27 protein-coding genes are annotated in these 20,610 nt (G+C 60.3%); 18 read left to right on the forward strand and 9 right to left on the reverse strand.

The window, feature by feature from the left end; all coding sequences use genetic code 11:
- The first annotated feature begins 83 nt into the window (after window positions 1–83).
- From pyrR to HBN79_RS05395, 3 genes are read left to right on the forward strand one after another with little or no spacing between them, the layout of a single operon-like run.
- Window positions 84–590 (forward strand): bifunctional pyr operon transcriptional regulator/uracil phosphoribosyltransferase PyrR, encoded by a 507-nt coding sequence (pyrR, locus tag HBN79_RS05385; protein WP_095023228.1) that lies wholly within the window; start codon window positions 84–86, stop codon window positions 588–590.
- Between the two features lie 12 nt (window positions 591–602).
- On the forward strand, window positions 603–1,607 hold the full coding sequence (locus HBN79_RS05390; protein ID WP_094999859.1) for an aspartate carbamoyltransferase catalytic subunit: 1,005 nt from the start codon (window positions 603–605) through the stop codon (window positions 1,605–1,607).
- Window positions 1,604–2,875, forward strand: coding sequence for a dihydroorotase (locus HBN79_RS05395; protein ID WP_169916433.1), 1,272 nt, complete (start codon window positions 1,604–1,606; stop codon window positions 2,873–2,875). Before HBN79_RS05390 ends, HBN79_RS05395 begins: the two co-directional genes overlap by 4 nt.
- Window positions 2,876–2,967: 92 nt before the next feature.
- On the opposite strand, the gene HBN79_RS05400 is transcribed toward HBN79_RS05395, so the two are convergent.
- A complete protein-coding gene (locus HBN79_RS05400) occupies window positions 2,968–3,384 on the reverse strand; it encodes a TM2 domain-containing protein (RefSeq protein WP_094999857.1) in 417 nt (138 codons plus the stop codon).
- 252 nt (window positions 3,385–3,636) lie between these two features.
- On the opposite strand from HBN79_RS05400, the gene HBN79_RS05405 reads away from it, so the two are divergent.
- The 11 genes from HBN79_RS05405 to HBN79_RS05455 all read left to right on the forward strand — a co-directional run bounded on the left by HBN79_RS05405 (window position 3,637) and on the right by HBN79_RS05455 (window position 11,387).
- Window positions 3,637–4,284 carry a C40 family peptidase gene (locus HBN79_RS05405; RefSeq protein WP_094999855.1) on the forward strand — a complete coding sequence of 216 codons (648 nt, stop codon included), beginning with the start codon at window positions 3,637–3,639 and terminating at the stop codon, window positions 4,282–4,284.
- A 119-nt stretch (window positions 4,285–4,403) separates the two neighbouring features.
- On the forward strand, window positions 4,404–5,090 hold the full coding sequence (locus tag HBN79_RS05410; protein ID WP_095019608.1) for a YggS family pyridoxal phosphate-dependent enzyme: 687 nt from the start codon (window positions 4,404–4,406) through the stop codon (window positions 5,088–5,090).
- A 33-nt stretch (window positions 5,091–5,123) separates the two neighbouring features.
- On the forward strand, window positions 5,124–5,942 hold the full coding sequence (gene proC / locus HBN79_RS05415; RefSeq protein WP_094999853.1) for a pyrroline-5-carboxylate reductase: 819 nt from the start codon (window positions 5,124–5,126) through the stop codon (window positions 5,940–5,942).
- Between the two features lie 11 nt (window positions 5,943–5,953).
- Window positions 5,954–6,541 carry a YggT family protein gene (locus tag HBN79_RS05420; protein ID WP_094999852.1) on the forward strand — a complete coding sequence of 196 codons (588 nt, stop codon included), beginning with the start codon at window positions 5,954–5,956 and terminating at the stop codon, window positions 6,539–6,541.
- Window positions 6,541–6,831, forward strand: coding sequence for a DUF167 domain-containing protein (locus HBN79_RS05425; RefSeq protein ID WP_095019607.1), 291 nt, complete (start codon window positions 6,541–6,543; stop codon window positions 6,829–6,831). Before HBN79_RS05420 ends, HBN79_RS05425 begins: the two co-directional genes overlap by 1 nt.
- Before the next feature lie 187 nt (window positions 6,832–7,018).
- On the forward strand, window positions 7,019–8,158 hold the full coding sequence (locus tag HBN79_RS05430) for a homoserine O-acetyltransferase (protein ID WP_094999850.1): 1,140 nt from the start codon (window positions 7,019–7,021) through the stop codon (window positions 8,156–8,158).
- A gap of 7 nt (window positions 8,159–8,165) precedes the next feature.
- Window positions 8,166–8,786, forward strand: coding sequence for a methionine biosynthesis protein MetW (gene metW, locus HBN79_RS05435; RefSeq protein WP_016782543.1), 621 nt, complete (start codon window positions 8,166–8,168; stop codon window positions 8,784–8,786).
- Between the two features lie 26 nt (window positions 8,787–8,812).
- Window positions 8,813–9,250 carry a DUF4426 domain-containing protein gene (locus HBN79_RS05440; RefSeq protein WP_094999849.1) on the forward strand — a complete coding sequence of 146 codons (438 nt, stop codon included), beginning with the start codon at window positions 8,813–8,815 and terminating at the stop codon, window positions 9,248–9,250.
- A complete protein-coding gene (gene rdgB / locus HBN79_RS05445; protein WP_094999848.1) occupies window positions 9,247–9,843 on the forward strand; it encodes an RdgB/HAM1 family non-canonical purine NTP pyrophosphatase in 597 nt (198 codons plus the stop codon). The genes HBN79_RS05440 and rdgB overlap by 4 nt, the downstream gene beginning before the upstream one ends.
- On the forward strand, window positions 9,840–11,054 hold the full coding sequence (hemW, locus tag HBN79_RS05450) for a radical SAM family heme chaperone HemW (RefSeq protein ID WP_094999847.1): 1,215 nt from the start codon (window positions 9,840–9,842) through the stop codon (window positions 11,052–11,054). Before rdgB ends, hemW begins: the two co-directional genes overlap by 4 nt.
- A 9-nt stretch (window positions 11,055–11,063) precedes the next feature.
- Window positions 11,064–11,387 carry a DUF3392 domain-containing protein gene (locus HBN79_RS05455; RefSeq protein ID WP_016782547.1) on the forward strand — a complete coding sequence of 108 codons (324 nt, stop codon included), beginning with the start codon at window positions 11,064–11,066 and terminating at the stop codon, window positions 11,385–11,387.
- A gap of 164 nt (window positions 11,388–11,551) precedes the next feature.
- On the opposite strand, the gene trmB is transcribed toward HBN79_RS05455, so the two are convergent.
- From trmB to HBN79_RS05475, 4 genes are all read right to left on the reverse strand, one after another.
- On the reverse strand, window positions 11,552–12,274 hold the full coding sequence (trmB, locus tag HBN79_RS05460; RefSeq protein WP_094999846.1) for a tRNA (guanosine(46)-N7)-methyltransferase TrmB: 723 nt from the start codon (window positions 12,272–12,274) through the stop codon (window positions 11,552–11,554).
- Between the two features lie 9 nt (window positions 12,275–12,283).
- Window positions 12,284–13,078 (reverse strand): thiazole synthase, encoded by a 795-nt coding sequence (locus tag HBN79_RS05465; RefSeq protein WP_019828053.1) that lies wholly within the window; start codon window positions 13,076–13,078, stop codon window positions 12,284–12,286.
- Window positions 13,079–13,137: 59 nt separating this feature from the next.
- Entirely contained in the window at window positions 13,138–13,338 is a 201-nt protein-coding gene (gene thiS, locus HBN79_RS05470) for a sulfur carrier protein ThiS (RefSeq protein ID WP_016782550.1), read from the reverse strand.
- A gap of 80 nt (window positions 13,339–13,418) precedes the next feature.
- Window positions 13,419–13,790: a DUF423 domain-containing protein gene (locus HBN79_RS05475; protein WP_094999845.1), complete on the reverse strand. Its 372-nt coding sequence runs from the start codon at window positions 13,788–13,790 to the stop codon at window positions 13,419–13,421.
- A 78-nt stretch (window positions 13,791–13,868) separates the two neighbouring features.
- On the opposite strand from HBN79_RS05475, the gene mtgA reads away from it, so the two are divergent.
- On the forward strand, window positions 13,869–14,591 hold the full coding sequence (mtgA, locus tag HBN79_RS05480; RefSeq protein ID WP_095019618.1) for a monofunctional biosynthetic peptidoglycan transglycosylase: 723 nt from the start codon (window positions 13,869–13,871) through the stop codon (window positions 14,589–14,591).
- A 122-nt stretch (window positions 14,592–14,713) separates the two neighbouring features.
- Here mtgA and HBN79_RS05485 read toward each other — a convergent pair whose 3' ends face one another.
- The gene (locus HBN79_RS05485) at window positions 14,714–15,214 is read right to left on the reverse strand and encodes an ATP-dependent zinc protease (protein WP_095019604.1); all 501 of its coding nucleotides are present in this window, start codon (window positions 15,212–15,214) and stop codon (window positions 14,714–14,716) included.
- 163 nt (window positions 15,215–15,377) lie between these two features.
- On the opposite strand from HBN79_RS05485, the gene HBN79_RS05490 reads away from it, so the two are divergent.
- Window positions 15,378–16,265 (forward strand): acyltransferase, encoded by an 888-nt coding sequence (locus tag HBN79_RS05490; RefSeq protein ID WP_094999843.1) that lies wholly within the window; start codon window positions 15,378–15,380, stop codon window positions 16,263–16,265.
- A gap of 3 nt (window positions 16,266–16,268) precedes the next feature.
- On the opposite strand, the gene HBN79_RS05495 is transcribed toward HBN79_RS05490, so the two are convergent.
- Window positions 16,269–16,826 carry a DUF2780 domain-containing protein gene (locus tag HBN79_RS05495; RefSeq protein WP_094999842.1) on the reverse strand — a complete coding sequence of 186 codons (558 nt, stop codon included), beginning with the start codon at window positions 16,824–16,826 and terminating at the stop codon, window positions 16,269–16,271.
- A gap of 182 nt (window positions 16,827–17,008) precedes the next feature.
- On the opposite strand from HBN79_RS05495, the gene HBN79_RS05500 reads away from it, so the two are divergent.
- Window positions 17,009–17,641, forward strand: a complete 633-nt coding sequence (locus tag HBN79_RS05500) for a sigma-70 family RNA polymerase sigma factor (RefSeq protein ID WP_232527652.1) — start codon at window positions 17,009–17,011, stop codon at window positions 17,639–17,641.
- Window positions 17,638–18,312 carry an anti-sigma factor gene (locus HBN79_RS05505; RefSeq protein WP_095031815.1) on the forward strand — a complete coding sequence of 225 codons (675 nt, stop codon included), beginning with the start codon at window positions 17,638–17,640 and terminating at the stop codon, window positions 18,310–18,312. Before HBN79_RS05500 ends, HBN79_RS05505 begins: the two co-directional genes overlap by 4 nt.
- Window positions 18,313–18,431: 119 nt before the next feature.
- Here HBN79_RS05505 and fdhA read toward each other — a convergent pair whose 3' ends face one another.
- Together fdhA and purU are read right to left on the reverse strand one after the other, a co-directional pair.
- Window positions 18,432–19,631 carry a formaldehyde dehydrogenase, glutathione-independent gene (gene fdhA / locus HBN79_RS05510; protein ID WP_094999840.1) on the reverse strand — a complete coding sequence of 400 codons (1,200 nt, stop codon included), beginning with the start codon at window positions 19,629–19,631 and terminating at the stop codon, window positions 18,432–18,434.
- Window positions 19,632–19,698: 67 nt separating this feature from the next.
- On the reverse strand, window positions 19,699–20,556 hold the full coding sequence (gene purU, locus HBN79_RS05515) for a formyltetrahydrofolate deformylase (protein WP_016782559.1): 858 nt from the start codon (window positions 20,554–20,556) through the stop codon (window positions 19,699–19,701).
- Between the last annotated feature and the right edge of the window lie 54 nt (window positions 20,557–20,610).

The raw sequence follows: 20,610 nt of genomic DNA on the forward strand, positions 1-20,610 counted from the left end.
CCCGGCGCTTGTACAATTGACCCGCCTCATTGTTTGCGCCCGCCGCCGCACGTTCTGCTGCGCGGGCCTTTTAAGGAGCCACCATGATCCTGCCTGTTCCCGCTGAACTGATCTCCCAGATGGCCCTTGATCTCAAGGCCCACCTGGCCCGTCGCGGTATCACCGAACCACGTTACATCGGTATCCGCACCGGCGGCATCTGGGTTGCCCAGGCGCTGCTCAAGGCGCTGAACAGCGACGCCCCGCTGGGCACGCTGGACGTGTCGTTCTACCGCGATGATTTCAGCCAGAACGGCCTGCACCCGCAAGTGCGGCCTTCCGAATTGCCATTCGAAATTGAAGGCCAGCACCTGGTGCTGATCGACGATGTGCTGATGAGCGGTCGGACCATTCGCGCAGCGCTGAACGAGCTGTTCGACTATGGTCGTCCGGCCAGCGTGACCCTAGTCAGCCTGCTGGACCTGGACGCCGCCGAGCTGCCGATCCGTCCGGATGTGGTGGGCGCGACCTTGTCGCTCAAGCCGAGCGAGCGGGTAAAATTGTCCGGCCCCGCGCCACTGACACTCGAACTTCAAGACCTAGCCCTCTAAGAGACCATTGCGATGACGCCTACAGACGCCAAGCGCCCGCTGCAGCTCAATGATCAGGGCCAGCTGCGCCACTTTCTGTCGCTCGACGGTTTGCCCCGTGAACTGCTGACAGAAATCCTCGACACCGCCGACTCGTTCCTTGAAGTCGGCGCCCGAGCCGTGAAAAAAGTCCCGTTGTTGCGCGGCAAGACCGTGTGCAACGTGTTCTTCGAAAACTCCACCCGCACCCGCACCACCTTTGAAATGGCCGCCCAGCGCCTGTCGGCCGACGTGATCACGCTGAACGTGTCGACCTCGTCGGCGAGCAAGGGCGAAACCCTGCTCGACACCCTGCGCAACCTAGAAGCCATGGCCGCCGACATGTTTGTGGTGCGCCACGGTGACTCCGGCGCCGCGCACTTCATTGCCGAGCACGTGTGCCCGCAGGTGGCAATCATCAACGGCGGCGACGGCCGCCATGCCCACCCGACCCAGGGCATGCTCGACATGCTGACCATCCGTCGGCACAAGGGCGGCTTCGAAAACCTGTCGGTGGCCATCGTCGGTGACATCCTGCACTCGCGGGTGGCACGTTCGAACATGATCGCCCTCAAGACCCTGGGTTGTAAGGACATTCGCGTTATCGCGCCGAAGACCCTGTTGCCGATCGGCATCGAGCAGTACGGCGTGAAGGTCTACACCGACATGACCGAAGGCCTGAAAGACGTGGATGTGGTGATCATGCTGCGCCTGCAGCGCGAGCGCATGTCCGGTGGCCTGCTGCCGAGCGAAGGCGAGTTCTACCGCCTGTTCGGCCTGACCACCGCCCGCCTGGCCGGGGCCAAGCCTGATTGCATCGTGATGCACCCGGGGCCGATCAACCGGGGGGTCGAGATTGAATCCGCGGTGGCCGATGGCCCGCACTCGGTGATCCTCAACCAGGTGACCTACGGCATTGCCGTGCGCATGGCGGTGTTGTCCATGACCATGAGCGGGCAAACCGCCCAGCGCCAATTCGAACAGGAGAACGCCCAGTGAAGCTCAGCATTCTCGGCGCCCGTGTAATTGATCCGACCAGCCAGCTGGATCAAGTGACTGACCTGCACCTGGAGGCCGGCAAGATCGTTGCCATTGGCGCAGCGCCAGCCGGTTTCACCCCGACGCAAACCATCGAAGCCAAAGGCCTGGTGGCCGCCCCCGGGCTGGTTGACCTCAACGTTGCCCTGCGTGAACCGGGCTACAGCCGCAAAGGCACCATCGCCAGCGAGACCCGCGCGGCTGCGGCCGGTGGCGTCACCAGCCTGTGCTGCCCACCGCACACCAAGCCGGTGCTGGACACCTCGGCCGTTGCCGAGCTGATCCTTGACCGCGCCCGCGAAGCCGGTAACTGCAAGGTGTTCCCGATCGGTGCATTGAGCAAAGGCCTGGACGGCGAGCAACTGGCCGAACTGATCGCCCTGCGCGACGCGGGCTGTGTGGCATTTGGCAACGGCCTCAACAGTTTCAGCAACACCCGCACCCTGTGCCGGGCACTGGAGTACGCCGCCACGTTCGACCTGACGGTGATCTTCCACTCCCAGGATCGTGATCTGGCCGAAGGCGGGATTGCCCACGACGGTGCAATGGCTGCGTTCCGAGGCTTGCCGGGCATTCCGGAAACCGCCGAAACCGTAGCCCTGGCCCGCGACCTGCTGCTGGTTGAACAAAGTGGCGTGCGCGCACACTTCAGCCAGCTGACCAGCGCCCGTGGCGTGGCCCTGATCGCTCAGGCCCAGGCTCGTGGCCTGAAAGTCACTGCGGATGTAGCCTTGTATCAGTTGATTCTGACTGACGAAGCGCTGGTGGATTTTTCCAGCGTTTACCATGTGCAACCGCCACTGCGCACCCGCGCCGACCGTGACGGCCTGCGCGAAGCTGTGAAGTCGGGCGTGGTGCAAGCCATCTCCAGCCATCACCAGCCCCACGAACGCGATGCCAAACTGGCACCATTCGGCGCGACCGAACCGGGCATGAGCAGTGTTGAAGTGCTTCTGCCGCTGGCGATGACATTGGTGGAAGACGGCTTGCTCGACCTGCCGACGCTGCTCAACCGCCTGAGCGCTGGCCCGGCTGACGCCTTGCGCCTGCCAGCCGGCAAGCTGGCAGTGGGTTCGGCGGCAGACCTGGTGCTGTTTGACACGGCGGCCTCGACCCTGGTCGGTGAACAATGGCACTCCAAAGGCGACAACTGCCCGTTCCTCGGCCATTGCCTACCGAGTGCCGTGCGTTACACGCTGGTAGATGGGCGGATCAGTTACGAAGGCTAACGCGCTACCAATAACCTGTAGTCGTGGGAGCGAGCCTGCTCGCGAAGATCATTCGCGAGCAGGCTCGCTCCCACATAGGCAGGATTTGTGTCTTAACGACGCTCTGCGTTCTTGATCGAAATCTGATCGTTCAGAGTCCAGAAGTCATACAGGACGCCGATCAGGAAAAAACCGCCGGTGAACAGGTAAATGATCCCTGTGATCCATTTGCCCATGTACATCCGATGTACGCCCAAGACGCCCAGAAACGTCAGCAGAATCCAGGCCACGCTGTAGTCAGTATTACCTGCGGTAAACCGCAAGTCGGCTTCACGGTCCATGCTCGGGATCAGGAACAAGTCGATCAACCAGCCAATACCCAACAAGCCCAGGGTGAAAAACCAGATCGTCCCGGTTACCGGCTTGCCGTAATAAAAGCGGTGCGCGCCCAGGAAACCAAAAATCCACAGCAAATAGCCCAGCACTTTGCTGTGAGTATCGCGCTGAACATCGTCTCGATAGCCGCTCATAAATGCCCTCTTTGCTGCTGATAGAAAAATATTGTGAAGTTTTTTGTGACTTTTTTACTGTCGTGCAAAAGGTAAAAGTGTCTTACAGAAATTGGCGCAAAGCCTTGTGTTACCTGACCTGCACCCTCGCCATGCGACAATTTGCCATCATCGTTACGGAAATTGACCCTACAGTCCACCTGACAAATGGCCTGAGAAAGGACAAAAAAGCTGTTATAAAGTTTCGCGTTTATAACCATTGAGCCCTGCCGAATGCGTCCTATATTCAAGACATGGCTAACCATTTGCCTATTATTGCCACTGGCCGCCCACGCCACCAATCGTGAGCAACACCTTCCTTCGGGCTTCACCGGCTACACCGCAAAGTCATCTGCGAGTGCGCCTTATGTTGCCTCTACCAGCAAGACCGTAGCACGTCCTGCCTCCAGTAAAGCCCACCGCAAGGCCCCGGGCAAAATTGCGGCCGCTTCCCTGGCCGCCGCCAACAAGCAGAGCAGCACGGTGCTGAGCCGCGCCGTCAACGTGCTGGGCACCCCTTATCGTTGGGGCGGCAGCAGCCCAAGTAAAGGGTTCGACTGCAGCGGGCTGGTCAAATACGCCTTTAATGACGTGGCCGCCGTTGATTTGCCACGCACCTCCAGCGAAATGGCCAGCGGCCATGGCCAAAAGGTCGAGCGCAAGGACTTGAAGCCTGGCGACTTGCTGTTTTTCAACATCAAGAGCCGCAAGGTCAACCACGTTGCCATCTACCTGGGCAACGACCGCTTTATCCACGCTCCGCGTCGCGGCAAGTCGGTGACTATCGACACGCTGCAAAAGCCTTACTGGCAGAACCACTATGTGGTTGCCAAGCGTGTGCTGCCTAAAGAGAAAGGCGCGCTGCAGGTTGTGCAACGCTAAGCGCAGGCAAATCATGCAGCCGCTTCCAGCGGCTGCATGCCAACCAGGTCAGCGATATCCATCCCCCCTCCCAATTCCAGTAGAATGCCGCTGACTTTCACAACAGCGGGCTTACACGAATGTCCACGATAGCAGGCAACATTGCCCGGGTTGAGGCGCGCATCCGTGCAGCCGCACTGGCTGTGCAACGTGATGTAACGAGCATTCATCTACTCGCTGTCAGCAAGACCAAACCTGCTGGCGCGCTGCGTGAAGCCCATGCCGCGGGCATTCGCGACTTTGGCGAAAACTACCTGCAGGAAGCCCGCGCCAAACAGCTCGAATTAGCCGACCTGCCCTTGTGTTGGCACTTCATCGGCCCCATTCAATCGAACAAGACGCGCGACATCGCCGAGCATTTTGCGTGGGTGCATTCCGTTGACCGGCTCAAAATTGCCCAGCGCCTGTCTGAACAGCGCCCGGCAAACCTGCCGCCGCTCAATATCTGCATTCAGGTCAATGTCAGCGGTGAGGCCAGCAAGTCGGGCTGTACCCCGGCAGACCTTCCTGCGCTGGCGGCCGCCATCAGCGCCCTGCCACGCTTGAAACTGCGCGGCCTGATGGCGATACCCGAGCCCACGGAGGACCGCGCCGAGCAGGACGCAGCCTTTGCGACAGTACGCACATTGCAAGAAAGCCTGAACATGGGCCTTGATACGCTTTCAATGGGCATGAGCCATGACCTGGAGTCTGCGATTGCCCAAGGCGCCACCTGGGTACGCATCGGCACTGCATTATTTGGCGCCCGCGACTACGGCCAGGCCTGAAACGGCCTGTCTCATTTTTTATAAGGATCGGTTATGAGCAAAATGCGTATTGCCTTTATCGGCGCCGGCAACATGGCTTCCAGCTTGATCGGCGGCCTGTTGGCCAAAGGCCTGGATGCAGCACAGATCCGCGCCAGCGATCCGGGTGCCGAGACGCGGGCCAAAGTGGCCGCCGAGCATGGCATCGAACTGTTTGCCGATAACGCGCAAGCCATTCAGGACGCCGATGTGATCGTGATCGCGGTCAAGCCACAGGCCATGAAAGCCGTGTGCCAGGACCTGCGCCCGCACCTCAAGCCCCATCAATTGCTGGTATCCATTGCCGCCGGCATTACCTGCGCCAGCCTGCTTGACTGGCTGGGCAACCAGCCGCTGGTACGCTGCATGCCCAACACCCCGGCCCTGCTGGGCAAGGGCGTAAGTGGCCTGTTTGCCACCGCCGATGTTACCGCCGAGCAACGCCAGCAAGCTGAACAACTGCTAAGTGCCGTGGGCATTGTGGTGTGGGTGGACAGCGAAGCGCAGATCGATGCCGTGACTGCCGTGTCCGGCAGCGGCCCGGCGTACTTCTTCCTGTTGATCGAAGCCATGACCGATGCCGGCGTCAAGCTCGGCCTGCCCCGTGACGTGGCCAAGCAGCTTGCCGAGCAGACTGCACTGGGTGCCGCGCACATGGCCGTGGCCAGCGATGTCGATGCTGCCGAGCTGCGCCGCCGCGTGACCTCGCCTGCCGGTACTACTGAAGCAGCGATCAAGTCATTCCAGGCCGACGGCTTTGCCGCCACGGTCGAAAAAGCATTGAGTGCCGCCGCGCACCGCTCGGCCGAAATGGCCGAACAACTGGGTCAATAAAGGAGCACATGATGTCCGGACTTAATGGCGCTGCCATTTTCGTGATTCAAACCCTGGGTAGCCTCTACCTGCTGATCGTACTGCTGCGGTTTATCCTGCAACTGGTGCGGGCGAACTTCTACAACCCGCTGTGCCAGTTCATCGTCAAGGCCACCCAGCCGCTGCTCAAGCCGCTGCGCCGGGTGATCCCGAGCCTGTTCGGCCTGGACATGTCATCGCTGGTACTGGCGATCATCGTGCAGATGGTGATCTTCGCCGTGGTCCTGACGCTCAGCTACATGTCGTTCAACGTCTTTGGCCTGCTGCTCTGGGCGATCATTGGCGTGACTGCGCTGTTTTTGAAAGTGTTCTTCTTCGCCATGATCATCAGCGTGATCCTGTCGTGGGTGGCACCCGGCAGCACCAGCCCTGGCGCTGAACTGGTCAACCAGATCACCGAACCTGCCCTGGCCCCGTTCCGCCGCTTCCTGCCAAGCATGGGCGGCCTGGATATCTCGCCCATCCTGGCGTTTATGGTGATCCAGCTGATCCAGAGCTTCGTGATCCCGCCATTGGCCATGTACGTCGGCATGCCGGTCATCTTGTTCGGCCTGATCTGATGAGCTACTACCGTTGGGACGGCGAGGACCTGATTCTCGACTGTCACCTGCAACCCAAGGCCAGCAGCGACGAGTTCGCCGGCCTGCACGGTGACCGCCTGAAAATCCGTCTCACCGCCCCACCGGTAGAGGGCAAGGCCAACGCCCACCTGATGGCCTTTCTGGCCAAGGCGTTCGGCATAGCCAAAAGTCAGGTCAGCCTGGTGAGCGGCGAGCTTAACCGGCAGAAACGCGTGCGCTTGCATGCACCCAAAAAACTGCCGGACTTGCCGGGGCTGGCCAGGCCCTGAACCTGTGGGAGCGGGCTTGCTCGCGATACTGGCACCGCGCTCGGTCGACAAACTGCGGTGATGCAATCGCGAGCAAGCCCGCTCCCACAGAGTTTGGCTACAGGTCATAAAATCAGCCCAGACCATTGCTTGCTGCTACGCCCCCCGCTCATTAGACTTACGCCTCATTTAAATGAGAGCAGGGTCGATGCCAGCTGCCTTTCCCCCCGATTCCGTTGGTCTGGTCGTGCCGCAAACAGCGCACTTCAACGAGCCCCTGGCGCTAGCCTGCGGTCGCTCACTGCCTGCCTATGATCTGATCTACGAAACCTACGGCCAGCTCAATGCCTCGGCCAGCAACGCCGTACTCATCTGTCACGCACTGTCAGGGCACCATCACGCGGCGGGCTACCACAGCGCCGATGATCGCAAGCCCGGCTGGTGGGACAGTTGCATCGGTCCCGGCAAGCCAATCGACACCAACAAGTTCTTCGTCGTCAGCCTCAACAACCTGGGCGGCTGCAACGGTTCTACCGGCCCAAGCAGCATGAACCCTGAAACCGGCCGGCCGTTTGGCGCCGAGTTCCCGGTGTTGACCGTTGAAGATTGGGTCCACAGTCAGGCTCGCCTGGCGGACCGGCTGGGCATCAGCCAATGGGCCGCCGTGATCGGCGGCAGCCTGGGTGGCATGCAGGCGCTGCAGTGGAGCATCAGTTACCCTGATCGCCTGCGCCATTGCCTGGCGATTGCCTCGGCGCCCAAATTGTCCGCGCAAAATATCGCGTTCAACGAAGTCGCTCGTCAGGCCATCCTTACCGACCCCGAGTTCCACGGCGGTTCGTTCCAGGAAAAAGGCGTGATTCCCAAGCGCGGCCTGATGCTGGCACGCATGGTCGGGCATATCACCTACCTGTCCGATGACTCGATGGGCGAAAAATTCGGCCGTGGCCTGAAGAACGAAAACCTCAACTACGACTTCCACAGCGTCGAGTTCCAGGTCGAGAGCTACCTGCGTTATCAGGGCGAAGAGTTCTCCGGGCGTTTCGACGCCAACACTTACCTGTTGATGACCAAGGCGCTGGACTACTTCGACCCGGCGGCCAACTTTGACGACGACCTGGCCAAAACCTTTGCCGGGGCCAAGGCACGCTTCTGCGTGATGTCGTTCACCACCGACTGGCGCTTCTCGCCGGCCCGCTCGCGGGAGCTGGTGGATGCATTGATGGCCGCGAAAAAAGACGTCTGCTACCTGGAAATCGACGCTCCGCAAGGCCATGACGCCTTTCTGATCCCGATTCCGCGCTACCTGCAAGCCTTCAGCAATTACATGAACCGCATAGAACTGTGAGAACGCCATGAGAGCCGACCTGGAAATCATCCAAGACTGGATCCCCGCCGGCAGCCGCGTGCTCGACCTTGGTTGTGGTGATGGCGAACTGCTGAGCTGGCTGCGCGACAACAAGCAAGTCACCGGTTACGGCCTGGAAAACGACCCGGACAACATTGCCGAATGTGTGGCCAAGGGCATCAACGTCATCGAGCAAGACCTCGACAAGGGCCTGGGCAACTTCGCCAGCAACAGCTTTGATATCGTGGTCATGACCCAGGCGCTGCAAGCCGTGCACTACCCCGACCGGATCCTCGATGAAATGCTGCGCGTCGGTCGCCAGTGCATCATCACCTTTCCGAACTTCGGCCACTGGCGTTGCCGCTGGTACCTGGCCAGCAAGGGGCGGATGCCGGTCTCCGAATTCCTGCCTTACACCTGGTACAACACGCCGAACATTCACTTCTGTACTTTCGAAGACTTCGAGGCGCTGTGCCGCGAGCGCGAAGCACAAGTGATCAACCGCCTTGCCGTAGATCAACAACACCGACACGGGTGGGCGAGCAAGATATGGCCTAACCTGTTGGGCGAGATTGGCATTTATCGTGTCAGCAGTCCCGGCCTTCAGGATCATCAGGTCGCGGTCTAAACCAGCAAGTTCTAAGGAGAGTGACAATGGGTCGTATTGGATTACTACTGCTTTCGATGTGTTTTGGCATGCAGGCTTTTGCCGGTGACGGCACATCTGCCCAGCGTCAACAGACGTTTGGCGACACAACGGTGTATTACAACGCGTTCCCGTCGACTTTCCTGACGCCGGAAATCGCCAACGAATTTGAAGTCACCCGCAGCAAAACCAATGCGGTGCTCAACATCACCCTGAACAAGGGCGGCAAGAACATTGCCGCCAACGTTCAAGGCACGGTCCGGACGGGCGATGCCAAGCCGATACCCTTGACCTTCCGTCAGGTGGGCAAGAACGGCGAAATCAATTATCTGGCCCAGTTCCCGGTGGCCGGGCCGCAGACCTTCACCTTCAAAGTGGATGTGAAGGCAGGCGGCGCTACCTCTGAAACCATCCAATTTTCTCAAATGGTCGCTCCAATCGAATGATGAACCTCACGCAACTGGTACTGGCTAGCCACAACGCCGGCAAACTCAAAGAACTTCAGGCCATGCTCGGCGAGTCGGTGCAGTTGCGCTCGATTGGAGAATTCAGCAGCGTTGAGCCGGAAGAAACCGGCTTGTCGTTTGTTGAGAACGCAATTCTTAAAGCCCGCAATGCCGCACGCCTCTCGGGCTTGCCGGCACTGGCCGACGACTCGGGGCTGGCCGTGGACTTTCTCGGCGGCGCGCCGGGCATTTATTCGGCACGTTATGCAGACGGCAAAGGCGACGCGGCCAACAACGCCAAGCTGCTCGACGCCCTCAAAGACGTGCCCGAGGCAGAGCGCGGTGCACAGTTTGTCTGCGTGCTGGCACTGGTACGCCACGCCGACGACCCGCTGCCGATCATCTGTGAAGGCCTGTGGCACGGGCGCATCCTGCCTGCAGCCAGCGGCGAACACGGTTTCGGCTATGACCCGCTGTTCTGGGTACCGGAGCGCAACTGCTCCAGCGCCGAACTCAGCCCCACGGAGAAAAACCAGCTGAGCCACCGTGCGCGCGCCATGGTTTTGCTGCGTCAGCGTTTGGGCCTGAAATGACCCACGACACACCTCCACAGCCGCTCTATCTGGGCGCGGCTGGCTTTACCCAGCAGGCGCCGCGCGCGCCGCTGAGCCAATTGCCCCCTCTGTCGCTGTATATCCATATTCCGTGGTGCGTGCGCAAATGCCCGTATTGCGACTTCAACTCCCACACCGCCAGCCCGGTGCTGCCCGAAGACGAATACGTCGACGCGCTGCTGGCCGACCTCGATCAGGACCTGCACGCTGTTTATGGTCGCGAGCTCAGCTCGATCTTCTTCGGCGGCGGCACACCGAGCCTGTTCAGCGCACACGCTCTGGGGCGCCTGCTAAAAGGCGTTGAAGCGCGCATCCCGTTTGCCAGTGATATCGAAATCACCCTGGAAGCCAACCCGGGCACATTCGAGCAGGAAAAGTTCGTGGCTTACCGCAAGCTGGGCATCAATCGCCTGTCGATCGGTATCCAGAGCTTCCAGCAAGAGAAGCTGCAGGCCCTGGGTCGCATCCACAACGGCGATGAAGCTGTGCGTGCAGCCTCAATGGCGCGACTGGCGGGCTTTGACAACTTCAACCTGGACCTGATGCACGGCTTGCCCGATCAGTCCCTGGAGGACGCCCTGAGCGACCTGCGCCAGGCTATTGCGCTCAAGCCGACGCATCTGTCGTGGTATCAGCTGACCCTGGAGCCCAACACGGTGTTCTGGAACCAGCCCCCCGTGCTGCCGGAAGACGACACCCTGTGGGACATTCAGGAAGCCGGTCAAGCGCTGCTCGCCGAGCACGGCTACACCCAGTACGAAGTGTCGGCCTACGCCCAGCCCGGCCGGCCGGCGCGGCACAATCTCAATTACTGGAGTTTCGGCGACTTTATCGGCATCGGCGCTGGCGCCCACGGCAAACTGAGCCATCCTGATGGCCGTATCGTGCGCACCTGGAAAACTCGTCTGCCAAAGGACTACCTGAATCCAGCGAAATCCTTTCAAGCAGGAGAGAAAGCTCTTACAGCAGAAGAGCTGCCATTTGAGTTTCTAATGAACGCCTTGCGCCTGACCGACGGCGTTGACTCGGCGCTCTACCCTCAGCGCACGGGGTTACCACTGGACAGCTTGAGCACTGGACGCAAAGCAGCCGAACAAAGTGGCTTATTGCAGGTCGAACCGTCACGCCTGGCGGCAACTGCCCGGGGCCAGCTGTTTCTCAATGACCTGTTGCAGCACTTTTTGACCTAAGGAAATCGAATGGACTTGGTACTCGACCTGCTTGCCAACGTATCGCGCTGGAGCCGCAGTCACCTCTCGGAGATCGCTCTGGCCTTGATTGGCTGTGTACTGGTGCTGTTCGGTGCCGACTTCAAGGGCTGGGTCGAACAACGTCTGGGCAGCATTGCGGGCGCCCTGCGCGTGCCGCTGATGGCCCTGCTTTGCCTGATCGGCAGCGGTGCGGCCCTGATCTACGCCACGCCCTGGGTCGAACGCGGGTTGAGCCAGTTCAACAACTACAGCCTGGCACCGGTGCTGTTGGTGGTGCTGGTATTGATCGGGGTGGTGGCGGATCGGCGCTGAAGAACACCCAGGATATCGTGTGGGAGCGGGCTTGCTCGCGATACAGGCTACGCGGTGCATCTGATTCACCGCTGTGATGCCATCGCGAGCAAGCCCGCTCCCACAGATTTCGTACGAACTTCACCGACCCCAAAGCAGGGTGGGGCCGGTGATTGAAAAACCGCTTAAGCCAGTTTTTCGAACTTCAAATCCCACACGCCGTGCCCAAGACGTTCGCCGCGGCGTTCGAACTTGGTCACCGGGCGCTCAGGCGGACGTGGCACGCACTTGCCGTCTTCAGCCAGGTTGCGGTAACCCGGGGCGACGTTCATCACTTCCAGCATGTATTCAGCATACGGTTCCCAGTCGGTAGCCATGTGCAACACGCCGCCAACCTTGAGCTTGGAGCGCACCAGTTCGGCGAAGGACGCTTGCACGATCCGGCGCTTGTGGTGACGGCTCTTGTGCCAAGGGTCCGGGAAGAACAGCAGCAGGCGATCAAGGCTGTTGTCTGCCACGCAGCGGGTCAGGACTTCGATTGCATCGCAATCGTATACCCGCAAGTTGGTCAGGCCCTGGGTCAACACGCCGTTAAGCAGCGCGCCCACACCCGGACGGTGAACCTCTACGCCGATAAAGTCCTGTTCAGGCGAAGCCGCTGCCATTTCCAGCAGGGAATGGCCCATGCCAAAACCGATCTCCAGGGTGCGCGGCGCAGAGCGACCAAACACCTGGTCGAAATCGACCGGCGCGTCAGCCAGTGGCAGTACATACAGCGGCGTGCCTTGGTCGAGGCCGCGTTGCTGGCCTTCGGTCATGCGCCCGGCGCGCATCACAAAACTCTTGATGCGACGGTGTTGGCGATCGTCGCCTTCTTCCGGGATTGGGGTGTCTAGTGATTCAGTCATCAGTGGCTCTTACTTGATCAGACCATCCAGCGGCGAAGAGGCGCTGGCATAGAGTTTTTTCGGCATGCGCCCGGCCAGGTACGCCAGGCGGCCCGCCACAATGGCGTGTTTCATGGCTTCGGCCATGATGATCGGATGCTGGGCATTGGCGATGGCCGAGTTCATCAGCACCGCTTCGCAGCCCATTTCCATGGCGATGGTCGCGTCGGAGGCAGTGCCCACACCCGCATCGACCAGTACCGGAATTTTCGCTTCTTCAAGAATGATGCGCAGGTTATAGGGATTGCAGATCCCCAGACCGGTGCCAATCAGGCCAGCCAACGGCATCACGGCAATACAGCCCATGGCTTCCAGCTCGCGGGCAATGATCGGATCATCGCTGGTGTATACCATTACGTCGAAACCGTCCTTGACCAGAATCTCGGCGGCCTTGAGGGTTTCGATCACGTTGGGGAACAGGGTTTTCTGGTCGGCCAGCACTTCAAGCTTGACCAGCTTGTGGCCATCGAGCAGTTCACGGGCCAGGCGGCAGGTACGTACGGCTTCAACCGCGTCATAGCAGCCTGCAGTGTTGGGCAGGATGGTGTAGCGATCCGGCGGCAACACATCGAGCAGGTTCGGCTCGCCCGGGTTCTGACCGATGTTGGTGCGGCGTACGGCGACGGTGACGATCTCGGCACCCGAGGCTTCAATGGCCAGGCGGGTTTCTTCAAGGTCACGGTACTTGCCGGTGCCCACCAGCAGGCGCGACTGGTAGGTACGGCCGGCCAGGGTAAAAGGCTTGTCGCTGCGAACGTTGCTCATCGGGAATCCTCTTTAATTATGTGCACTTGCGGGTCGAGCATGATGGGCAGGGCAAAAACCTAGCCGCCACCGATGGCATGCACCACTTCGACCTGGTCACCGGCTTTGAGTACCGTCTCGGCATGCTGGCTGCGCGGGACAATGTCCAGGTTCAGCTCGACCGCAACCCTGCGGCCGGTCAGTTCCTGACGGGCCAGCAAGTCGGCGACGGTCTCGCCGTCGGGTAGTTCAAAGGATTCACCGTTCAACTGAATGAGCATGCGCGACGCTGCCTTCATTTTAAGGGGCCAGCATTCTAGCCCGATCAGTCAGGCCGACCCAAGCCATTCATCTTGCAGGCTCAGCTCAGGCGCCAGGCGGCCAGCCCTAAACACAGCCAGCCGGCCAGAAATGCCAGGCCGCCGAAGGGCGTGATGATCCCCAGCTTGCTGATGCCGGTCATGGTCAGCACATACAGGCTGCCGGAAAACAGCACAATGCCGACAGCAAAACAGACACCTGCCCAGGTCACCAGGCGCCCGGGCAGATGAGTGGCCAGCAAGGCCACGCCAAACAGGGCCAGGGTGTGGACCAACTGGTAGGTCACGCCTGTATGAAAAATAGCCAGATACTGTTCAGTCAGGCGGCCTTTAAGGCCATGGGCCGCGAAAGCACCCAAAGCAACACCGGTAAAGCCGAAGAATGCGGCCAGCATCAAAAAAACGCGCAGCATGGGGTTACTCCAGTCAGGATCATGGAATGGCGCAGGGTCTGTATAATGGCCCGCTCAACGGGTTCGGCCAAGTCATCCATGCTGCGTTTTCTTGTTCATCGCTTTCTCAAGGTCCTGCTCTGGTTCGCAGTGGGCAGCGCATTGCTGGTGCTGGTTTTTCGCTGGGTGCCGCTTCCCGGCACGGCGCTGATGGTCGAACGCAAGGTCGAGTCATGGCTTGACGGCCAGCCGATTGACCTGCAGCGCAGTTGGCGGCCGTGGGATGAAATATCCGACGAACTGAAAGTTGCGGTCATGGCAGGTGAGGATCAGAAATTCCCCGAGCACTGGGGTTTTGACTTCGGCGCGATCAGGGCTGCGCTGATCCACAACGAACAAGGCGGAACGCTGCGCGGTGCCAGTACGCTGAGCCAGCAAGTGTCGAAGAACCTGTTTTTGTGGTCCGGTCGCAGCTGGCTGCGCAAAGGCCTGGAAGCCTGGTTTACCGCGTTGATCGAGGTGTTGTGGCCCAAGCAGCGGATTCTTGAGGTGTACCTCAATAGTGCGGAGTGGGATGAAGGCGTGTTCGGCGCCGAGGCCGCAGCGCAGCATCACTTTGGCGTGAGTGCCAAAAACCTTACGCGCCAGCAGGCCAGTTATCTGGCGGCCGTACTGCCCAGCCCGCTGAACTGGAGTGCAAGCCACCCCAGCACCTATGTCAGCCGCCGCGCCGGGTGGATTCGTCAGCAGATGAGCCAGTTGGGGGGCGACAGCTATCTCACCACACTGAACAACTCACGCAAGGCGCCTTGGGCGGGCTAACCTGAAAATCTGCAAGCCCCTCACCCCAGCCCTCTCCCAAAGGGAGAGGGGGCCGATCTCCAGCGAATTCAAAATCCACGTCAACCCCGATCAAGCGGCTGGGGTAAGGGCCAAGCACTCACTCAGCAATCCGGTTTGTCCGCTGTATAGCGCCGCGCCGGGTTTACCGCCGCACCAAACTCACGCAGTGCCTTGGCGCCAATCAACAGCGGGTAGTTGAAGCTGCTCCGGTCGGTGAGGTTGACCTCCACCGTGCGTTTGACATCACCCAGGCACATTTCCAGATCGACCACCGGGCGCTTGGCGCTTTCGGGGGTTTCTCGGTCTTCATCTTCATCGGCGCGGCTTTTGATCTTGCTGATGCGCGCCACCTTATGTTCATACACTTTGCTGCTGGCACCTTCGGTGGCCAGCTGGAAGCGCACCCACTCTTCACCGTCACGGGTAAAGGTCTGGATATTTTTGGCCGATAGCGACGCGGTCAAGGCACCCGTGTCCATCTTGGCTTTAAGAGTCTCGCCGATTTCTGGCAACTTGATGTACTCGTAACGCCCGTAAAGGGTCGGCTCGGCGGCCATCACCGGCAGCGCCAATACAGACAGCAACGCAAGAACAGACTTCATGCAGGCATTTCCTTTGAAAAAGTAAGAGTTAGACCACTTATCCACAGTAGGTTCACACTGGGTGTGTGGGAGCGAGCAGGCTCGCTCCCACAAGGTCCATGGATTTGGCGTTCAGCACCAGTCTGCTTATCATGGCCAGTCCTTAAACGTTCAAGAGTTGCTTATGCGCCGCCTGCTCACCGGCTGTCTGGTTACCCTGCTGTTGCTGTGCAACACCCTGATCCTGTTCGGGCCGTTGATGCTGTTTGCCCTGCTCAAACTGGCATCATCGGGGCGCCTGCGCGATTACAATTCGCGGGCGGTGATGTGGATTGCCGAAACCTGGTCCGAAATCGACAAACGCATTTTTGCCCTGTGCCTGCCCACCCAATGGGATATTCGCGGCGCCGAAGGTCTGAGCCGCGATACCTCGTATCTGGTGATCAGCAACCACCAGTCGTGGGTCGATATCCCCGCGTTAATGCAGGGCCTGAACCGGCGCACGCCATTCTTCAAATTCTTCCTGAAAAAAGAACTGATCTGGGTCCCCTTTCTGGGCCTGGCATGGTGGGCGCTCGACTACCCGTTCATGAAGCGCTATTCCAAGGCCTTTCTGGCCAAACATCCGCAGCTCAAAGGCGAAGACCTGAAGATCACCCGGGCTGCCTGCGAACTGTTCAAGCGCCAGCCGGTGACGATCGTCAATTACCTCGAGGGCACGCGCTTTACCCCGGCCAAACACGCGCAACAACATTCACCCTATACCTGGCTGCTCAAGCCCAAGGCAGGCGGGGTGGCGTTTGTGCTGGCGGCGATGGGCGAACAGCTGGATGCCGTGCTCGACGTGACCGTGGTGTATCCACAGGCAAAGATTCCGGGCTTTTGGCAGTTGATCAGCGGGCAGGTGCCCAAGGTGATTGTCGATATACAGACCCGCGAACTGGATCCGGCATTGTGGCAGGGGGATTACGAAAACGACCCGGTGTTTCGTGAGCAGGTCCAGAGCTGGGTCAACCAGCTCTGGACCCTGAAAGACCAGCGTATCAGCACCTTGCGTGCCGAGCGCGGCTAGCCTTTAAACGCCCCAGGCGCTGCCCAGCTTGCTCAGCAGCGAAGTGCTGACGTTCTGGCCCTTGAAGTAGTCCAGCAGTACCGGAGCAAACTTGGCAACCATACCGTCCTGCATGCCCAGCGCCGTGAATGCGGCGTTCAGCTGGTCAGTGTTGGCCACGTTGCTGACAGCGCTGGTCGCGGTCTCGGAAACACCGCTGGATTTGCCCAGCAGGCCGCCCAACTGGCTCAACTGACCCAGGGCACCGGCGCCAGCCAGCTTGTTCACGCCCGGCACTTGCTGGGTCAGTTCGGAGTAGTCGCTGGAGGTCAGCTGGTTTTTCGCCAGGCTCAACATCGCGCCAATACCGCCCGCTGCCTGCTCAGGCTTGACGCCCAGCTCGTTGACCTTGGTCAGCATCTGCACGGCCTGGGCCGATTTGTCCGTGGTGGCGCCATTACCGTTGCCACCCTGAACCTGCGCGGCCACGTTGGCTACGTCGCTCAGGCTGAAACCTGCGAACACCGGGCTCGCTGCCACGGTCATCAATGTTGCCAGTGCCACGCCGCTCAACTTTTTCATCGCTTCAACCTCTAGAACCAAAAAGCCGCCCGCCAGGGAGCGGTAAAACTATGGGTAAGACCCAAAAACCGGGCAGATGTTCCCAAGTGCCACTATCGGGTCGAACAGTCTGTAATCTTAATTGAAAACGAGTGCATCCGCTGAGCCCTTGCCTGCGTATACAGAGCAGCGAGGTAACTCACATGATTGGAACAACCCTATACCCTGAACTACCCTCAACCGACAACTGGTCTGAAGTCCTGGCTTTTTTTGAGGGGAGAACAGCTATTTTAACCGCCAATACCGATTACCTTGAAAAGCTGTTGGCCCAATGTTCATTGGGTAATCGACGCGCCTTTGAAACCCTCTACCGCAGCGTGGCCCCGCGCTTGTACAGCGTGGCCTTGCGCTGCATGGGCCGACGCGACCTGGCAGAGGATGTGGTGCAGGAAAGTTTTGTGCGTATCTGGCACAGCGCCTCACGTTACGAAGCCCATTTGTCGGCACCGCTGACCTGGATGATCACCATCACCCGCAACCAGGCCATCGACCAGTTGCGCAAACACCGTGAATTGCCCTTGAGTGACCAGCAGCAAGACAACGTGGCCGATGACAGTCCCAGCGCCCTCGACCAACTGGGCAGCGCCCGTGAAGCCTGCGCCCTCAACCAGTGCCTGGAACAACTCGAAGGCATGCAACTCCAGAGCATCACCAGCGCCTACTTCCATGGGCTGAGCGCCAGCGAGCTGGCACAGCAACTGGCTGCACCCCTCGGTTCGGTCAAATCCTGGATTCGCCGGGGTATGCAGCGACTGCGCAGGTGCCTCGAATCATGAACTATCAAACACCCGAGTTACGCCGTGCGCTGACCGCCGATTACGCCATCGGGCTGATGCCGCCCACGGCCCGCAGGCGTTTTGAGCACCTGCTGCAGGGCGACGCGCTCCTGCGCGCCGAACTGGCCCGCTGGCTGGAACACCTCAACCTGCTGACCGAGCCACTGATCGAGCAACCCGTACCGGATCGCGTGTGGCGGGCCATCGTGGCCCGTATCGAGCCGCAAACCCTGCATGTGCCGGCAAAGCGTCCGTTCTGGAACTGGCTGCGTTTGAGTGCACTTGCCTGCTCAATGCTGATCGTCGTGACTGCCGGCCTGCTCTACAACCGCGACAGCGTGCAATACAAAGCCACCCTGCTCAGCGGCACTGCGCAGCCCGGCCTGAGCATCGAGGCCCACAGCGATTATCTGAAAGTAAAACCGCTGGAGCTGTCGGCGGTGGATGGGGGCAGCAGCCTGGAGCTGTGGGCGATACCGGTTGAAGGCAAACCGGTGTCCCTTGGACTGATCCCCCGCGATGGCGATGGCCGCATAACCCTTAGCCAAAGTCAGCAGCAACTCATCAGGGTGCCGGTGGTGCTCGCCGTGAGCCTGGAACCGCAAGGCGGCTCGCCAACCGGTCAGCCGACGGGCCCCGTGCTGTATCAGGGGCCGCTGGCCAGCCTGTAAAAACAATCCACGCAGTTGTGGGAGCGGGCTTGCTCGCGATGCAGACAACTCGGTACATCTCAATAACCGAGGTGCTGCAATCGCGGGCAAGCCCGCTCCCACAGGGTTGGCGCTGGTGTTTATGCCTTGCTGAACATCCGGTGCGGGTCGATCACGAACTTCTTCGGCACACCGGCATCGAACTCGCCATAGCCCCGCGGCGCGTCGTCCAGGCTGATCACTTCAACACCTACGATGTCAGCGATCTTGATTCGGTCCCACATGATCGCCTGCATCAGCTGGCGGTTGTATTTCATCACTGGCGTCTGCCCGGTGTGGAAGCTGTGGGACTTGGCCCAGCCCAACCCGAAGCGGATGCTCAGGCTGCCCTTCTTCGCCGCCGCGTCTACCGCACCCGGGTCTTCGGTCACATACAGGCCCGGAATGCCGATCTTGCCCGCCACCCGCACCACGCCCATCAGCGAGTTGAGCACCGTGGCCGGTGCTTCATGCTTGACCCCGTCATGGCCGTGCCCGCGAGCTTCAAAACCCACTGCATCCACCGCACAATCCACTTCCGGCTCGCCCAGCAGTTCGGCGATCTGTTCGTGCAGGGGCGTATCTTTGGACAGGTCGGCAATTTCAAAACCCTGCGCCTTGGCGTGGGCCAGACGAATCGGATTAACGTCACCGACAATCACCACCGCCGCACCCAGCAAGCGCGCCGAAGCCGCAGCCGCCAGCCCCACCGGGCCAGCACCGGCGATATACACCGTGCTGCCAGGGCCAACGCCAGCAGTGACGGCGCCGTGATAGCCGGTGGGCAGGATGTCGGAGAGGCAGGTCAGGTCGCGGATTTTTTCCATCGCTGCATCGCGATTCGGCAGCTTGAGCAGGTTGAAATCGGCGTAAGGCACCAATACATATTCAGCCTGACCGCCAACCCAGTCGCCCATGTCCACGTAACCATATGCGCCGCCGGGACGGGCCGGGTTGACGGTCAGGCACACGCCGGTGTTCTGTTCCTTGCAGCTGCGGCAGCGGCCGCACGCCACGTTGAACGGCACCGAAACCAGGTCGCCGACTTTCAGGTGTTCCACATCACGCCCGGCCTCGATCACCTCGCCGGTGATCTCATGACCCAGCACCAGCCCGGTTTGCGCCGTGGTGCGGCCACGCACCATATGCTGGTCGGAGCCGCAGATATTGGTCGACACTACCCGCAGGATTACGCCGTGGTGGATGGGCTTGCCCTGAGGGTTCTGCATCTTGGGGAAAGGAATGCTTTGCACTTCAACCTGGCCGTTGCCCAGGTACACCACACCGCGATTGTCAGCCATCGTATTCACCCTTAGTTGTTATTGGCGGGATTAACTTGCTGCTTGCAGCTTAGAAGGTGGCGCGGGCTCACAGCACCACGGTACGACCTCCATTTAGGAAAACGCGCCGCTCAATGTGATAGCCCACGCCTCGCGCCAGGGTTTGCGCTTCGATATCACGGCCCTTGGCGATCAGGTCTTCGGGGTAGTGGCTGTGGTCTACCACCTCGACGCCCTGGGCAATGATCGGGCCTTCGTCGAGGTCGTTGTTGATGTAATGGGCGGTAGCACCGACCAGTTTGACGCCCTTCTCGTAGGCCTGATGATAGGGCTTGGCGCCCTTGAAGCCGGGCAGCAGGGAGTGGTGAATATTGATCGCCTTGCCGTCGAGCTTGCGACACAGCTCGGGGGACAGCACTTGCATGTAGCGGGCGAGGATCACCAGCTCGGCGCCGGTGTCTTCGATCACCTGCCAAACCTTGGCCTCCTGCGCAGGCTTGTTGGCCGGGTCGAGGGCGAAGTGGTGGTAGGGGATGCCGTGCCACTGCGCCAGAGGCTCCAGATCGGGGTGATTGGAGACCACGGCCACCACGTCCATCGACAACTGGCCAATGCGCTGGCGATAGAGCAGGTCGTTGAGGCAGTGGTCAGCCTTGGACACCATAATCAGCACTTTGGGCCGATGGTGTGGCGGTGTCAGTTCGAACGTCATGCCAAAGGCCTGGCCGCGCTCGGCCAGGCCGGCGCGAAATTCGTGTTCATCGAAGCCGTCGGGCTGGCGGAACTCAACGCGGATAAAAAAACGCGCCGAACGCTGATCGTCGAAGGAATGGTGTTCGGTGACGTAGCAGCGGTGCTCAAACAGATAACGCGTCACCGCGTCGACGGTACCCAGCAGGCTCGGGCAGTCGGCGGTGAGGATCCAGGTGTCGGGGGCGCGGCTCATGGCGGGAGTCCTTGGTTGTTGTTGGAATGCGCACGTACAGGTGTGGGAGCGGGC

The organism is Pseudomonas sp. WS 5051 (genome assembly GCF_012985715.1).
GTDB lineage: Bacteria > Pseudomonadota > Gammaproteobacteria > Pseudomonadales > Pseudomonadaceae > Aquipseudomonas > Aquipseudomonas bubulae.

What these genes read in the sequence shown, in the direction of transcription:
- pyrR (WP_095023228.1), top strand. Translation starts at nt 84, where the DNA reads ATGATCCTGCCTGTTCCCGCTGAACTGATCTCCCAGATGGCCCTTGAT.
- HBN79_RS05390 (WP_094999859.1), top strand. Translation starts at nt 603, where the DNA reads ATGACGCCTACAGACGCCAAGCGCCCGCTGCAGCTCAATGATCAGGGC.
- HBN79_RS05400 (WP_094999857.1), bottom strand. Translation starts at nt 3,384, where the DNA reads ATGAGCGGCTATCGAGACGATGTTCAGCGCGATACTCACAGCAAAGTG.
- HBN79_RS05405 (WP_094999855.1), top strand. Translation starts at nt 3,637, where the DNA reads ATGCGTCCTATATTCAAGACATGGCTAACCATTTGCCTATTATTGCCA.
- HBN79_RS05410 (WP_095019608.1), top strand. Translation starts at nt 4,404, where the DNA reads ATGTCCACGATAGCAGGCAACATTGCCCGGGTTGAGGCGCGCATCCGT.
- proC (WP_094999853.1), top strand. Translation starts at nt 5,124, where the DNA reads ATGAGCAAAATGCGTATTGCCTTTATCGGCGCCGGCAACATGGCTTCC.
- HBN79_RS05420 (WP_094999852.1), top strand. Translation starts at nt 5,954, where the DNA reads ATGTCCGGACTTAATGGCGCTGCCATTTTCGTGATTCAAACCCTGGGT.
- HBN79_RS05425 (WP_095019607.1), top strand. Translation starts at nt 6,541, where the DNA reads ATGAGCTACTACCGTTGGGACGGCGAGGACCTGATTCTCGACTGTCAC.
- HBN79_RS05430 (WP_094999850.1), top strand. Translation starts at nt 7,019, where the DNA reads ATGCCAGCTGCCTTTCCCCCCGATTCCGTTGGTCTGGTCGTGCCGCAA.
- metW (WP_016782543.1), top strand. Translation starts at nt 8,166, where the DNA reads ATGAGAGCCGACCTGGAAATCATCCAAGACTGGATCCCCGCCGGCAGC.
- HBN79_RS05440 (WP_094999849.1), top strand. Translation starts at nt 8,813, where the DNA reads ATGGGTCGTATTGGATTACTACTGCTTTCGATGTGTTTTGGCATGCAG.
- rdgB (WP_094999848.1), top strand. Translation starts at nt 9,247, where the DNA reads ATGATGAACCTCACGCAACTGGTACTGGCTAGCCACAACGCCGGCAAA.
- hemW (WP_094999847.1), top strand. Translation starts at nt 9,840, where the DNA reads ATGACCCACGACACACCTCCACAGCCGCTCTATCTGGGCGCGGCTGGC.
- HBN79_RS05455 (WP_016782547.1), top strand. Translation starts at nt 11,064, where the DNA reads ATGGACTTGGTACTCGACCTGCTTGCCAACGTATCGCGCTGGAGCCGC.
- trmB (WP_094999846.1), bottom strand. Translation starts at nt 12,274, where the DNA reads ATGACTGAATCACTAGACACCCCAATCCCGGAAGAAGGCGACGATCGC.
- HBN79_RS05465 (WP_019828053.1), bottom strand. Translation starts at nt 13,078, where the DNA reads ATGAGCAACGTTCGCAGCGACAAGCCTTTTACCCTGGCCGGCCGTACC.
- thiS (WP_016782550.1), bottom strand. Translation starts at nt 13,338, where the DNA reads ATGCTCATTCAGTTGAACGGTGAATCCTTTGAACTACCCGACGGCGAG.
- HBN79_RS05475 (WP_094999845.1), bottom strand. Translation starts at nt 13,790, where the DNA reads ATGCTGCGCGTTTTTTTGATGCTGGCCGCATTCTTCGGCTTTACCGGT.
- mtgA (WP_095019618.1), top strand. Translation starts at nt 13,869, where the DNA reads ATGCTGCGTTTTCTTGTTCATCGCTTTCTCAAGGTCCTGCTCTGGTTC.
- HBN79_RS05485 (WP_095019604.1), bottom strand. Translation starts at nt 15,214, where the DNA reads ATGAAGTCTGTTCTTGCGTTGCTGTCTGTATTGGCGCTGCCGGTGATG.
- HBN79_RS05490 (WP_094999843.1), top strand. Translation starts at nt 15,378, where the DNA reads ATGCGCCGCCTGCTCACCGGCTGTCTGGTTACCCTGCTGTTGCTGTGC.
- HBN79_RS05495 (WP_094999842.1), bottom strand. Translation starts at nt 16,826, where the DNA reads ATGAAAAAGTTGAGCGGCGTGGCACTGGCAACATTGATGACCGTGGCA.
- HBN79_RS05500 (WP_232527652.1), top strand. Translation starts at nt 17,009, where the DNA reads ATGATTGGAACAACCCTATACCCTGAACTACCCTCAACCGACAACTGG.
- HBN79_RS05505 (WP_095031815.1), top strand. Translation starts at nt 17,638, where the DNA reads ATGAACTATCAAACACCCGAGTTACGCCGTGCGCTGACCGCCGATTAC.
- fdhA (WP_094999840.1), bottom strand. Translation starts at nt 19,631, where the DNA reads ATGGCTGACAATCGCGGTGTGGTGTACCTGGGCAACGGCCAGGTTGAA.
- purU (WP_016782559.1), bottom strand. Translation starts at nt 20,556, where the DNA reads ATGAGCCGCGCCCCCGACACCTGGATCCTCACCGCCGACTGCCCGAGC.